General features: G+C 59.5%; 13 protein-coding genes. 5 read left to right on the top strand and 8 right to left on the bottom strand.

Annotated features, from left to right (window positions below):
* The first annotated feature begins 2 nt into the window (after positions 1-2).
* A complete protein-coding gene (aroG, locus tag LPQ25_RS17965; protein ID WP_002895086.1) occupies positions 3-1,055 on the top strand; it encodes a 3-deoxy-7-phosphoheptulonate synthase AroG in 1,053 nt (350 codons plus the stop codon).
* Between the two features lie 73 nt (positions 1,056-1,128).
* Here aroG and gpmA read toward each other — a convergent pair whose 3' ends face one another.
* The 7 genes from gpmA to modE form a co-directional block, all read right to left on the bottom strand.
* On the bottom strand, positions 1,129-1,881 hold the full coding sequence (gpmA, locus tag LPQ25_RS17960) for a 2,3-diphosphoglycerate-dependent phosphoglycerate mutase (RefSeq protein ID WP_002895089.1): 753 nt from the start codon (positions 1,879-1,881) through the stop codon (positions 1,129-1,131).
* 291 nt (positions 1,882-2,172) lie between these two features.
* The gene (gene galM / locus LPQ25_RS17955; RefSeq protein WP_012737667.1) at positions 2,173-3,216 is read right to left on the bottom strand and encodes a galactose-1-epimerase; all 1,044 of its coding nucleotides are present in this window, start codon (positions 3,214-3,216) and stop codon (positions 2,173-2,175) included.
* Positions 3,210-4,358 (bottom strand): galactokinase, encoded by a 1,149-nt coding sequence (gene galK, locus LPQ25_RS17950; protein WP_004179071.1) that lies wholly within the window; start codon positions 4,356-4,358, stop codon positions 3,210-3,212. The genes galM and galK overlap by 7 nt, the downstream gene beginning before the upstream one ends.
* Positions 4,359-4,360: 2 nt before the next feature.
* Positions 4,361-5,407 (bottom strand): galactose-1-phosphate uridylyltransferase, encoded by a 1,047-nt coding sequence (gene galT / locus LPQ25_RS17945; RefSeq protein ID WP_012737668.1) that lies wholly within the window; start codon positions 5,405-5,407, stop codon positions 4,361-4,363.
* A 9-nt stretch (positions 5,408-5,416) separates the two neighbouring features.
* Positions 5,417-6,433, bottom strand: a complete 1,017-nt coding sequence (gene galE, locus LPQ25_RS17940) for a UDP-glucose 4-epimerase GalE (protein ID WP_002895150.1) — start codon at positions 6,431-6,433, stop codon at positions 5,417-5,419.
* Positions 6,434-6,642: 209 nt separating this feature from the next.
* Positions 6,643-8,115 (bottom strand): molybdate ABC transporter ATP-binding protein ModF, encoded by a 1,473-nt coding sequence (gene modF, locus LPQ25_RS17935; protein WP_002895152.1) that lies wholly within the window; start codon positions 8,113-8,115, stop codon positions 6,643-6,645.
* 67 nt (positions 8,116-8,182) lie between these two features.
* A complete protein-coding gene (modE, locus tag LPQ25_RS17930; RefSeq protein ID WP_012737669.1) occupies positions 8,183-8,971 on the bottom strand; it encodes a molybdenum-dependent transcriptional regulator in 789 nt (262 codons plus the stop codon).
* Positions 8,972-9,123: 152 nt separating this feature from the next.
* Here modE and LPQ25_RS17925 point away from each other — a divergent pair, with 152 nt between their 5' ends.
* The 4 genes from LPQ25_RS17925 (at position 9,124) to modC (ending at position 11,939) form a co-directional block, all read left to right on the top strand.
* Positions 9,124-9,273, top strand: a complete 150-nt coding sequence (locus LPQ25_RS17925) for an AcrZ family multidrug efflux pump-associated protein (protein ID WP_002895156.1) — start codon at positions 9,124-9,126, stop codon at positions 9,271-9,273.
* 142 nt (positions 9,274-9,415) lie between these two features.
* Positions 9,416-10,189: a molybdate ABC transporter substrate-binding protein gene (modA, locus tag LPQ25_RS17920; protein ID WP_004176834.1), complete on the top strand. Its 774-nt coding sequence runs from the start codon at positions 9,416-9,418 to the stop codon at positions 10,187-10,189.
* The gene (gene modB / locus LPQ25_RS17915) at positions 10,189-10,878 is read left to right on the top strand and encodes a molybdate ABC transporter permease subunit (protein ID WP_002895159.1); all 690 of its coding nucleotides are present in this window, start codon (positions 10,189-10,191) and stop codon (positions 10,876-10,878) included. Before modA ends, modB begins: the two co-directional genes overlap by 1 nt.
* A gap of 2 nt (positions 10,879-10,880) precedes the next feature.
* Positions 10,881-11,939, top strand: coding sequence for a molybdenum ABC transporter ATP-binding protein ModC (gene modC / locus LPQ25_RS17910; RefSeq protein WP_012737670.1), 1,059 nt, complete (start codon positions 10,881-10,883; stop codon positions 11,937-11,939).
* Here modC and LPQ25_RS17905 read toward each other — a convergent pair whose 3' ends face one another.
* Positions 11,940-12,758, bottom strand: a complete 819-nt coding sequence (locus LPQ25_RS17905) for a pyridoxal phosphatase (protein ID WP_002895164.1) — start codon at positions 12,756-12,758, stop codon at positions 11,940-11,942.
* Positions 12,759-12,801 lie beyond the last annotated feature (43 nt).

Below are 12,801 nucleotides of genomic sequence, written 5' to 3'. Positions count from 1 at the left end.
AGATGAATTATCAGAACGACGATTTACGCATTAAAGAGATCAACGAATTATTACCTCCCGTTGCGCTCCTGGAAAAATTCCCTGCTACCGAAAATGCTGCAAACACCGTTGCACATGCTCGCAAAGCGATCCATCAGATCCTCAAAGGCGACGATGACCGTCTGCTGGTGGTGATTGGGCCTTGTTCTATTCACGATCCGGCAGCGGCGAAAGAGTATGCCGCCCGCCTGCTGACCCTGCGCGAGGCGCTGAAGGGTGAGCTCGAGATCGTCATGCGGGTCTATTTTGAAAAACCGCGCACCACCGTCGGCTGGAAAGGGCTCATCAACGATCCCCATATGGATAACAGCTTCCGCATCAACGACGGGTTGCGCATCGCGCGCAAACTGCTGCTGGACATTAACGACAGCGGCCTGCCGGCGGCGGGGGAATTCCTCGATATGATCACCCCGCAGTATGTCGCCGATCTGATGAGCTGGGGCGCCATTGGCGCGCGAACCACCGAATCCCAGGTGCACCGTGAGCTCGCCTCCGGACTCTCCTGCCCGGTGGGCTTTAAAAACGGTACCGATGGCACCATCAAGGTGGCTATCGATGCGATTAACGCCGCCGGCGCGCCGCACTGTTTCCTGTCGGTCACCAAGTGGGGCCACTCCGCCATCGTGAATACCAGCGGTAACGGCGACTGCCATATTATTTTGCGCGGCGGCAAAGAGCCTAACTACAGCGCGAAGCACGTGGCGGAGGTGAAAATCGGTCTGGCGAAAGCGGGTCTTCCGGCCCAGGTGATGATCGACTTCAGCCATGCCAACTCCAGCAAGCAGTTCAAGAAGCAGATGGAAGTGGGCGCCGACGTATGCCAGCAGATCGCCGGCGGCGAGCGCGCCATTATGGGCGTGATGATTGAAAGCCATCTGGTGGAAGGCAACCAGAGCCTCGAGAGCGGTGAACCGCTGACCTACGGCAAGAGCGTCACCGACGCCTGCATCGGCTGGGAGGATACCGAAACGATCCTGCGTCAGCTGGCGGAAGCGGTGAAAACCCGCCGCGGCTAAGCTACTCCGCGCTAGCGCAGGTCATAAAAAAAGCGTGGAGATTTCCACGCTTTTTTGTTCTCACCAGGAGAAATTACTTCGCTTTACCCTGGTTGGCGACGGCAGCAGCTTTCGCCGCGATCTCTTCCGCGTTACCCAGATAGTAATGTTTGATCGGCTTGAAGTTTTCATCGAACTCATATACCAGCGGTACGCCGGTCGGGATGTTCAGTTCGAGGATCTCGTCTTCGCCCATGTTGTCGAGGTATTTCACCAGCGCGCGCAGGGAGTTACCGTGAGCGGCGATGATCACGCGCTCACCGCTTTTCAGGCGCGGCAGAATGGTTTCGTTCCAGTAAGGCACGACGCGGTCGATAGTCAGCGCCAGGCTTTCAGTGGTCGGCAGTTCGGCGTCGGTCAGTTTTGCATAGCGCGGATCGTGGCCCGGGTAGCGCTCGTCGTCTTTGGTCAGCTCCGGCGGAGTGACAGCGAAGCCGCGACGCCACTGTTTAACCTGCTCGTCACCATATTTCTCAGCGGTTTCCGCTTTGTTCAGGCCCTGCAGCGCGCCGTAATGACGCTCGTTCAGCTTCCAGGATTTCTCAACCGGCAGCCAGGCCTGATCCAGTTCGTCCAGCACGTTCCACAGGGTGTGGATGGCACGTTTCAGCACGGAGGTATAAGCAAAATCAAAGCTGAAGCCTTCAGCCTTCAGCAGTTTACCCGCTGCTTTCGCTTCGCTAACGCCTTTCTCGGACAGATCCACGTCGTACCAACCGGTGAAGCGGTTTTCGTTGTTCCACTGGCTTTCGCCATGACGAACCAGTACCAGCTTAGTTACAGCCATTCTCTCACTCCTCTCTACACGCCATCCCTCGCGCCGCGAACGGTGCGCTGAATGTGATGGTGTATGTGTTATTGATTGATAACTATTCTCATTATATTGCCGTGATTTGGCGCACGGCAATGCTTATCCCTAACCATAGCGAAAATAGTGGCGCAGTGTAAGGTGCTTGTAATACACAGGTTATTTTTTTGTCCTTTGGTGACGGAAAATAGAGCAGGTTGCTGAAAAAAGAGGCGGCAGAGAGGAGGGCGGGGACGAAAAGCAGCGCCCCCTGATGGAGGGCGCTGGCGATTATCGGGCGATAAACTGATATTCCGTCAGGCTGACGTACTCCTGGCCCGGACGTAATACACAGTCCGGCTGCGGCCATTGCGGATGGTTCGGCGAATCCGGCAGGAATTCGCTCTCCAGCGCCAGTCCCTGCCAGTCGGCGTAGGGCTCCGTCGTCTGCGACGGGGTGCCGCCGAGATAGTTGCCGGAGTAAAACTGCAGCGCCGGAGCGGAGGTATAGACCGTCATCTGCAGCTTGCCATCCTGCGACCAGACCTGTGCCGCAGGCTGGCTGGCGTCGCCTTTGGCATCCAGCAGGAAGGCATGATCGTATCCCTTCACCTTTTGCTGATCGGCATCCGCGAGGAAGTCGGCGGCGATGGTTTTCGGCTGGCGGAAATCAAAGCTGGTGTTAGCAACATCTTTCAGTTCGCCACCCGGGATACCGTCGCTTTCCACCGGCAGATACCTCTGGGCGAGGATCTGGAGCTGATGCTGGCGCACATCGCCCTGCTCACCGTCGAGGTTGAAATAGACGTGATTGGTCATATTCACCGGGCAGGGTTGGTCCACGGTGGCGCGATAGGTAATCGCGATGCGGTTATCGTCGCTCAGACGATAGTGCGCGGTGGCCTGCAGGGTGCCCGGAAAGCCTTGATCGCCATCGGGCGAGGTCAGGGCGAACAGCACTTCCTGCTCGTCGGCGCGGACAATGCGCCAGCGGCGCTTATCAAACCCTTCCGGGCCGCCGTGGAGCTGGTGGCCCGCGTCGTTTGACGGCGTGACGTTGACGACCTGGCCGTCAAGCGGGAAGCGGCTGTGGCCGATACGGTTGGCGTAGCGGCCTACCGAGGCGCCAAGAAATGCGGCCTGGCGAGCATAGTCTTCCAGCTTTGCGCAGCCCAGCAGCGGTCGGCGCAGGCTGCCATCGGCCAGCGGCACCTCGGCGCTGAGCAGCGTCGCGCCCCAGTCCGCCACGGTGACGGTCATCCCCGACTTATTGCGCAGGGTCACCTGCTGCCATGGCTGACCGTCCGGGGCCAGCGCGGTGTTTTGCGTTAGCATTGCCCGGCCCCCTGTGACGGTTTGCAGACATAGAATGTCTCTTTAATACCGGTTTTCGCTTCATACTCGTTGGCAACGGCCTGCTGAACGGTATCGACCAGATCTTCCGGGATTAACGCTACCACGCAGCCGCCAAAGCCGCCGCCGGTCATGCGCACGCCGCCCTTATCGCCGATCGCGGCCTTAACGATCTCCACCAGGGTGTCGATCTGCGGGACGGTGATCTCGAAATCATCACGCATCGAGGCGTGGGACTCTGCCATCAGCTCACCCATCCGCTTCAGGTCGCCTTTTTCGAGGGCGCTGGCGGCTTCCACAGTGCGGGCATTCTCCGTCAGCACGTGGCGTACGCGCTTCGCGACGACCGGATCCAGCTCATGGGCGACGGCGTTAAATTGCTCAAGGGTGACATCGCGCAGGGCGGGCTGCTGGAAGAAGCGCGCGCCGGTTTCGCACTGTTCACGACGGGTGTTGTACTCGCTGCCGACGAGGGTGCGCTTAAAGTTGCTGTTGATGATCACCACCGCCACGCCTTTCGGCATCGAGACGGCTTTGGTGCCCAGCGAACGGCAGTCGATCAGCAGCGCGTGGTCTTTTTTGCCCAGCGCTGAAATCAGCTGATCCATGATGCCGCAGTTGCAGCCGACGAACTGGTTTTCCGCCTCCTGGCCGTTGAGGGCGATTTGCGCGCCATCCAGCGGCAGATGATACAGCTGTTGGAACACGGTGCCGACGGCGACTTCCAGCGAGGCTGAGGAGCTTAACCCCGCACCCTGCGGTACATTGCCGCTGATCACCAGATCCGCGCCGCCAAAGTGGCTGTTCCGCTGCTGCAGATGCTTTACCACGCCGCGGACATAGTTCGACCACTGCTGGGTGTCGTGGCTGATAATCGGCGCGTCGAGAGAGAACTCATCGGTCTGATTGTCGTAATCGGCGGCAATCACCCGCACGGTACGATCGTCGCGCGGCGCACAGCTGATCACCGTCTGGTAGTCAATAGCGCAGGGGAGCACAAAACCGTCGTTGTAATCGGTATGCTCGCCGATCAGGTTGACGCGGCCTGGCGCTTGAATGACATGGCTGGCCGGGTAGCCGAAGGCGTCAGCGAACAGGGTTTGGGTTTTCTCTTTCAGACTCATCATTACACTCCGGATTCACTAAAATGGACGTCGCTGACAGCGCGCAGTCGTTCGGCAGCTTGCTCGGCGGTCAGATCGCGCTGAGTTTCGGCCAGCATTTCATAACCAACCATAAACTTGCGGACCGTCGCGGAGCGCAGCAGAGGCGGATAAAAGTGGGCATGAAGCTGCCAGTGGTTATGGTCTTCGTCGTTAAACGGCGCGCCGTGCCAGCCCATGGAGTAGGGGAATGAGCATTGGAACAGGTTGTCGTAACGGCTGGTCAGCTTTTTCAACGCCAGCGCCAGATCGCTGCGCTGGGCGTCGGTGAGATCGGTTATGCGCTGCACGTGCGCTTTCGGCAACAGCAGCGTTTCGAACGGCCAGGCGGCCCAGTAGGGCACCACCGCCAGCCAGTGCTCGGTGTCCACCACCGTGCGGCTGCCGTCGGCCAGTTCGCGCTGCACATAGTCCAGCAGCATCGGCTGGCCCTGTGCGGCGTAATACTCTTTCTGCAGACGGTCTTCCCGTTCCGCTTCATTGGGCAGGAAACTGTTGGCCCACACCTGACCATGCGGGTGAGGGTTGGAGCAGCCCATCGCTGCCCCTTTGTTTTCAAAAACCTGCACCCACGGGTAGCTTTTCCCGAGGTCCGCGGTCTGTTCCTGCCACGTTTTAACCACGTCTTCCAGCGCTTCAAGGCTCAGTTCCGGCAGCGTTTTGCTGTGGTCTGGCGAGAAGCAGATCACCCGACTGGTGCCGCGGGCGCTCTGGCAGCGCATCAGCGGATCGTCACTCTCCGGTGCGTCCGGGGTGTCGGTCATCAGGGCCGCAAAGTCGTTGGTAAATACGTAGGTACCGGTGTAATTCGGGTTAGTGTCGCCGGTCACCCGGGTGTTGCCCGGGCACAGGAAACAGTCCGGATCGTGGGCCGGCAAGGTCTGTTTTGCCGGCGTTTCCTGCGCCCCCTGCCAGGGGCGCTTGGCGCGATGCGGAGAAACCAGAATCCACTGTCCGGTTAACGGGTTATAACGACGATGTGGATGGTCAACGGGGTTAAATACGCTCATGAAGGTTCCTTAGTCTGGATAACCCTGCGGATGACGGGACTGCCAGTGCCAGGTGTCCTGCGCCATTTCGTCCAGGTTGCGCGTTACGCGCCAGTTCAGCTCGCGGTCGGCCTTGGCAGCATCCGCCCAGTAGGCCGGGAGGTCGCCATCGCGGCGCGGCGCGAAATGGTAGTTAATGGGTTTGCCGCAGGCCTTGCTGAAAGCATTGACTACGTCGAGCACGCTGCTGCCGACGCCGGCGCCAAGGTTGTAGATATGCACCCCGGCTTTGTCAGCCAGTTTTTCCATGGCCGCGACGTGGCCATCGGCGAGGTCCATCACATGGATGTAATCGCGCACGCCGGTACCATCTTCGGTCGGATAGTCGTTACCAAAAATGGCCAGCGATTCGCGACGGCCAACGGCGACCTGGGCGATGTAGGGCATCAGGTTGTTCGGGATCCCCTGCGGGTCTTCCCCCATGTCGCCCGACGGGTGGGCGCCGACCGGGTTGAAGTAGCGCAGCAGGGCAATGCTCCACTCCGGCTGGGCTTTCTGCAGGTCGGTCAGGATCTGCTCCACCATCAGCTTGCTTTTGCCGTAGGGGCTTTGCGGGGTGCCGGTCGGGAAGCTTTCGACATACGGGATTTTCGGCTGATCGCCGTAGACGGTAGCGGAGGAGCTAAAGATAAAGTTCTTCACGCCAGCGGCGCGCATGGCAGAGACTAATTTCAGTGTGCCGGTGACGTTATTGTCGTAATATTCCAGCGGCTTGGCGACGGACTCCCCGACGGCTTTCAGCCCGGCGAAGTGGATCACCGCCTCAATGGCGTGATCGTGGAGGATCTCCGTCATCAGCGCTTCGTTACGAATATCGCCTTCAATAAAGGTGGCTTCTTTGCCGCCGAGACGTTCAATCACCGGCAGTACGCTGCGCTTGCTGTTGCAGAGATTGTCGAGGATCACCACCTCGTGTCCCTGCTGCAGCAGTTGAACGCAGGTATGACTTCCAATGTAACCGCTACCACCTGTAACCAGAACTTTCATGATTCGCTCCATTCGGCTTATCGTTTGTGAGGAAGATAGCATATCAAAGAAGTGAAAAGTGTGACATAGGGCAAGTTAGTGGAATCGTTTACACTTGGGGTGTAAATAACGTAAATTTTATATTTTTAATTTTAATTCAATGTATTAGGTTTGTTTGGCGCTATTTTTCTGAAAAATACCAGGGATCTTTCGATCCCCGGCAGGGGGCGTCAGGCCACGGGGCCGAGCTGATAAGTGTAACCGTCTCCACTGGGAACGAACGCCAGGCGATGGGTAATGCAGTCCGGGGCATCTTCCGCATGGTGCGAGACAAACAGCAGCTGTGTGGCCCCTTCGCCAATCAACACGTCGACAAAGCGGCGCACCAGCTGGCGGTTGAGGGGGTCCAGCCCCTGCAGCGGTTCATCGAGGATCAGCAGGGTTGGATGCTTCACCAGCGCGCGGACGATAAGCGCCAGCCGCTGCTGGCCCCACGACAGACTGTGAAACGGCGCGTCGGCGGTGCGCTTATCGATGCCGAGAATATCCAGCCATTGCTGCACCAGCTTGTGTTGCTTGTCGGAGACCGCCTGATAAATGCCGATCGAGTCAAAATAGCCCGACAGGATGACGTTGCGGACGTTGGTGCTGACCCGGTAGTCCAGATGCAGGCTGCTGCTGACGTAGCCGATATGCTTTTTAATATCCCAGATGGTCTCACCGCTGCCGCGCCGGCGGCCAAAGAGCGTGAGATCGTTGCTGTAGCCCTGCGGATGATCCCCGGTGACCAGGCTCAGCAGCGTAGATTTACCGGCGCCGTTGGGACCGACGATCTGCCAGTGTTCGCCCGGATTCACGGTCCATGAGAGGTGATTGATGACCGGGCGATCGTTATAGGAGACCACGCCGTCGTTGAGCACGATACGCGGCGCCGAGTCTGCCAGCGCATGACGGGCCGGTGGGACATCCGGCTCCGGCAGGGTGATGCCGTCCAGTTTTTCACTGTGCGCCAGCTGGGCGACCAGCGCCTGCTGCAGCAGGGAAGACTTCTCGCCGGTCTCGCTAAGGGTGCAGTCAGCCAGCACGCCGGCGAATTGCACAAACTCCGGGATCTCATCGAAGCGGTTGAGCACCAGCACCAGGGTGATGCCAGCGCTGTGCAGGTCGGCCAGCAGGGCAGCCAGCTGCTGGCGGGAGTTGACGTCGAGACCGTCGAAAGGTTCATCGAGGATCAGCAGTTGCGGATCGGTCATCAGGGCCTGACACAGCAGGGTCTTACGCGTTTCCCCGGTCGACAGGTATTTAAACCGGCGGTCCAGCAGGGCGCTGATGCCAAATTGTTCGGCCAGGCGCGCGCAGCGGGCAGGATCTTTCACCTCATCCTGGATAATCTCCGCGGTGGTGCGGCCGGTGTCTTCTTCGCCTGGGCTGAGCAGGTCGGTGTTATTGCGCTGCCACTCGTCGCTGACCAGCTTCTGCAACTGTTCGAAGGAGAGGCGGGTCACGCGGGAGAAATGGCTTTCGCGCTGGCCGCTGAGCAGGGGCAGGTCGCCGGCCAGGGCTCGCGCGAGGGCGGATTTGCCGCTGCCGTTGCTGCCGACGAACGCCCAGCTTTCACCCGCCGCCACGCTCAGGTGGTCTATTTTTAAGGTCTTTGTATCGCTCAGGCGAAACGTGCCTTGCGAAATTTGCAATGATGACATGATGTATCCCATTTTTTGCAGCGATGTGCATCAGGGATACGACTTCAGGCGCGTAATGTCAATGGGGTCAGCATAACGTCGCGAGAATGATGCGATCGGCATTGAAGTAAGCGATCGCCTCCGTTCCTTCCGCCAGGCCAGCGGCCTGCGCCTGTGGCAGGGTGGCGCACAGGGTTTGACCGTCCGCCAGGGTCATCAGTACTTCGCACTGGCCGGACCCGCATTCGATATGACTGATACGTCCCGACAGCTGGTTATCGGCCTGGCGGGCTGCTGCGGGATCGAGGGTGATGCCGACCCATGGCGCTTTGAGCAGGACCAGCACCTCCTGGCCCTCATCGAGTCCCAGCTTCTCAGCGCTTTGCGCGGTGATGGCGATGTTCAGGCGGGTTTTTCCGTCAGCCAACAGTACTTCCACGTGCTGCTGCACCTGCTGGCGATCGCGGCCGGTAATGGTGCCGAACCACTGGTTGCGGGCGCTGGTCTGCAGGGAAAAGCGCGAGATGGCCGCCAGCAGGCTATCCAGCGGCAGGGCATCGTCATCGCTGAGTACATCAAACGCTTTCTGCTGGATCTGCGCCAGCAGATCGTACAGCTGGATCAGACGCTGCCCGTAGCGGGTCAGCACCGCGCCGCCGCCGCCCTTTCCGCCGGTGGCGCGATCCACCAACGGATGTTCGCTGAGCTGGTTCATCTCATTGATGGCATCCCAAGCGCTCTTATAGCTGATACCCGCATGCTTCGCCCCCTGGCTTATCGAACCGGTCTGGTCAATTTGTTTGAGCAGGGCGATCCGCCGCGGATCGGCAAACAGGCGCTGCTGTAGCTTAAGGGTGAGAAGAATTTCGGCCTGCATAATCGTTTCCTGACAAAAAAGGGTATTGTGACCGATAGTCGCCCACTTGCAAAACCTCTCTGCGCGGTTGGTCATTACCCACCGCACAAATGGGACGTGTTTTTTCGGCTGAAATCGTTACAATCAGGAAATCATACTATCTGGAGTGAACCATGTTAGAGCTTTTGAAAAGTCTGGTTTTTGCGGTCATCATGGTACCGGTGGTGATGGCGGTCATCCTGGGACTGATTTACGGTCTTGGCGAAGTGTTCAACCTCTTCTCCGGCGTAGGCCACAAAGATCGCAGCCAGCAAAATCACTGATTTCCCGGCGCCCGGTTTAACCGGGCGCTGTGCTATTTCCCTCCTGTATCATTTCCCTTCGTTTTATTGTCCTGTGTCACTATAAAAACGCTTCGCATATCGTTATATTATCGACTACATAACGCATTGACAGGAGAGTAAGATGGCAGGTTCTTGGTTACGCGGGGTTGTCGGGGTATCCCTCACGCTGTGCGTCGCGGGTCAGGCGCTGGCGGCAGAGGGTAAAGTGACCGTTTTCGCCGCCGCATCGTTAACCAACGCGATGCAGGATATTGCCCAGGCGTACAAGAAAGAAAAAAACGTCGAGGTCGTGTCGTCGTTTGCCTCGTCGTCGACGCTGGCGCGGCAGATAGAAGCGGGTGCGCCAGCGGACCTGTTTATCTCCGCCGATCAGAAATGGATGGATTACGCGGCAGATAAAAAGGCCATCGATCCGGCAACCCGCGCCACTCTGCTTGGCAACAGCCTGGTAGTGGTCGCGCCGAAAGCCAGTGCGCAGGGGGCGATAACCATTGATGAGAAAACCGACTGGACCAGCCTGCTGAAAGGAGGCCGTCTGGCGGTGGGCGATCCACAGCATGTCCCGGCCGGTATCTATGCCAAAGAGGCACTGCAGAAACTCGGTGCCTGGGAGACGTTGTCGCCGAAGCTCGCCCCGGCTGAAGACGTGCGCGGTGCGCTGGCGCTGGTGGAGCGCAACGAAGCGCCGCTGGGGATTGTCTATGGCTCCGATGCCGTGGCCAGCAAGGGGGTGAAAGTGGTCGGCACCTTCCCGGAAGCCTCGCATCAGAAAGTCGAGTACCCGCTGGCGATTGTCGATGGGCACCGCAATGCGGCCGTGAGCGCCTTCTATGACTACCTGAAAGGGCCGGAAGCGTCCGCTATCTTTAAACGTTACGGATTTACCACCCGCTGATGTTTCTGAGCGAACCCGAATGGCAGGCGGTGCTGCTGAGCCTGAAAGTCTCCTCCCTGGCGGTGGCCTTGAGCCTGCCCTTTGGCATCTTTTTTTCCTGGCTGCTGGTCCGGCGCACCTTTCCCGGCAAGGCCCTGCTCGACAGTATTCTCCATCTGCCGCTGGTGCTGCCTCCGGTGGTGGTGGGGTACCTGCTGCTGGTGGCCATGGGGCGGCGCGGGTTTATTGGCAGCTGGCTGTATGACTGGTTCGGCATCAGCTTTGCTTTTAGCTGGCGCGGGGCGGTGCTGGCGGCGGCGGTGATGTCTTTCCCGCTGATGGTGCGCGCCATTCGCCTGGCGCTGGAAGGGGTGGACGTCAAACTGGAGCAAGCGGCGAGAACCCTCGGGGCCAGCCGCTGGCGGGTATTTTTGACCATTACGTTGCCGTTGACTCTGCCGGGGATTATTGTCGGCACGGTGCTGGCCTTCGCCCGCTCGTTAGGGGAGTTTGGCGCGACCATCACGTTCGTCTCCAATATTCCCGGTGAAACGCGCACCCTCCCTTCGGCGATGTATACCTTGATTCAAACCCCGGGCGGGGAGGGGGCGGCGGCCCGCCTCTGCCTCATCGCCATCGGTCTGGCGCTGGTTTCGCTGCTGATTTCGGAATGGCTGGCCCGCGTGAGCCGCCAGCGCATGGGAGGATAATGATGCTGGAGCTGGACTTTACCCAGACCCTCGGTAGCCACTGCCTGCAGATCCGTGAAACTCTGCCCGCCAGCGGGATCACCGCCGTCTTTGGCGTCTCCGGCGCTGGCAAAACCTCGTTGATTAACGCCATCAGCGGCCTGACCCGACCCCAGGCGGGGCGGATCGTGCTCAATGGCCGGGTGCTGAACGACACCGCGCAGCGTATCTGCCTGGCGCCGGAGCAGCGCCGTATCGGCTATGTCTTTCAGGATGCGCGCCTGTTTCCCCATTATAAAGTGCGCGGCAATCTGCAGTATGGGATGGCGAAATCCATGGTCAGCCAGTTCGATAAGCTGGTGGATCTGCTGGGGATTGCGCCCTTGCTGGATCGTCTGCCGGGCCGGTTATCCGGCGGCGAAAAGCAGCGAGTGGCTATCGGCCGCGCCCTGCTGACCGCGCCGGAGCTGCTGCTGCTGGATGAGCCGCTGGCCTCGCTGGACATTCCGCGCAAACGCGAGCTATTGCCCTACCTGCAGCGGCTGGCGCAGGAGATCCATATTCCGATGCTTTACGTCAGCCACTCGCTGGATGAGATCCAGCATCTGGCCGATCGTGTGCTGGTGCTGGAGGCCGGTAAGGTGAAAGCTTTCGGTCCGCTGGAGGAGGTCTGGAGCAGCAGCGTGATGCACCCCTGGCTGCCGGCGGAGCAGCAGAGTACTATCCTTAGCGCCACCGTCGCCGCGCAGCACCCGCAGTATGCGATGACGGCCCTGGCGCTGGGGGACCAGTTGCTGTGGGTCAACCGGCTCGAACGTCCCGCAGGCGACACCGCACGGATCCGCATTCAGGCGTCGGACGTTTCGCTGACACTGGCCCAGCCGTCCGGGACCAGCATCCGCAATATCTTGCGCGCCGAGGTGGTTCAGTATCTGGAGGTCAACGGACAGATTGAAGTGCAGCTCAGAGTGAGTGGCCGTCTGCTATGGGCCAGGATTAGCCCATGGGCGCGGGACGACCTGGCGATAGCGCCAGGTCAGCAGGTGTTTGCCCAGATCAAAAGCGTGTCGATCGCCGCCTGATTACAGCAGTTGGCGGTAGATAAACTCGGCGATGCTGGTGGACTCATTGTCGCCGATGACTATGTTGGCGCGGGCTTTCACCTCGTCCACCGCGTTGCCCATCGCCACCCCGGTGCCCGCCGCTTCCAGCATGCTAAGATCGTTGTAGTTATCGCCGAAGGCCACCACATCCTGCATCGACAGCCCCTGGTCGGCCACCCATTGCGCCAGGCGTTTGCCTTTGCTGTTGCCGGCGCGCGCGATATCCACCTGATCGTGCCACGACCATTCGCACTCGAGGCCCAGCGTCTCGCCAACCTGCTGCGCAAACCGCTGCAGGCGGGGAATGTCGTCATCGGTGAGAGCGAATTTCCATACCGCGTTAACTTCGCGAACCGCCTGCGCCAGCGAATCGACCTGAGCGAAAACCGGACGCTGATCTTCCGGTAACGCCTGCGCCCAGTTGCGGGTGCGGATCACATGCCCGGTGGGGTGTTCATAAAGCATCGCGTCGTCCACATATGCCAGGCCGTGGATCTGCTGTTTGGCGAGCATGGCAGTGAGGCTTACCGCTTGCTCCACCGGCATAGGATCGGCGGCCAAAACCTTTTTTGCGTGATAATCATACAAATAGGTGCCATTACAACAAATTGCAGGTGTATCGAGAGCCAGTGCCTGATAAAAAGGATGGATAGCGACGTGATGACGTCCGGTGACGACGATGACCTGATAGCCTGCCTCTCTGGCGCGGGCCAGCGCCTCCAGCGAAGCGGGCAGAATGGTTTTTTTGCTGGTAAGCAGGGTGCCGTCTAAATCCAGGGCAATCACGCGTGTTGTCATGTGTTATTTCCGGTTGATGTTGAAAAGTGACCTGGCCATGATG

It is taken from the genome of Klebsiella sp. KPN54798, from assembly GCF_021184225.1.
GTDB classification, from domain to species: Bacteria; Pseudomonadota; Gammaproteobacteria; order Enterobacterales; family Enterobacteriaceae; genus Klebsiella; species Klebsiella pneumoniae.
Note: the sequence above shows the minus strand (reverse complement) of the source record. Positions and strands in the feature narration are given on the sequence as shown.

Bases quoted from the DNA above. Each gene is read 5' to 3' on its own strand.
- aroG (WP_002895086.1), top strand. From the start codon at position 3: ATGAATTATCAGAACGACGATTTACGCATTAAAGAGATCAACGAATTA.
- gpmA (WP_002895089.1), bottom strand. From the start codon at position 1,881: ATGGCTGTAACTAAGCTGGTACTGGTTCGTCATGGCGAAAGCCAGTGG.
- galM (WP_012737667.1), bottom strand. From the start codon at position 3,216: ATGCTAACGCAAAACACCGCGCTGGCCCCGGACGGTCAGCCATGGCAG.
- galK (WP_004179071.1), bottom strand. From the start codon at position 4,358: ATGAGTCTGAAAGAGAAAACCCAAACCCTGTTCGCTGACGCCTTCGGC.
- galT (WP_012737668.1), bottom strand. From the start codon at position 5,407: ATGAGCGTATTTAACCCCGTTGACCATCCACATCGTCGTTATAACCCG.
- galE (WP_002895150.1), bottom strand. From the start codon at position 6,433: ATGAAAGTTCTGGTTACAGGTGGTAGCGGTTACATTGGAAGTCATACC.
- modF (WP_002895152.1), bottom strand. From the start codon at position 8,115: ATGTCATCATTGCAAATTTCGCAAGGCACGTTTCGCCTGAGCGATACA.
- modE (WP_012737669.1), bottom strand. From the start codon at position 8,971: ATGCAGGCCGAAATTCTTCTCACCCTTAAGCTACAGCAGCGCCTGTTT.
- LPQ25_RS17925 (WP_002895156.1), top strand. From the start codon at position 9,124: ATGTTAGAGCTTTTGAAAAGTCTGGTTTTTGCGGTCATCATGGTACCG.
- modA (WP_004176834.1), top strand. From the start codon at position 9,416: ATGGCAGGTTCTTGGTTACGCGGGGTTGTCGGGGTATCCCTCACGCTG.
- modB (WP_002895159.1), top strand. From the start codon at position 10,189: ATGTTTCTGAGCGAACCCGAATGGCAGGCGGTGCTGCTGAGCCTGAAA.
- modC (WP_012737670.1), top strand. From the start codon at position 10,881: ATGCTGGAGCTGGACTTTACCCAGACCCTCGGTAGCCACTGCCTGCAG.
- LPQ25_RS17905 (WP_002895164.1), bottom strand. From the start codon at position 12,758: ATGACAACACGCGTGATTGCCCTGGATTTAGACGGCACCCTGCTTACC.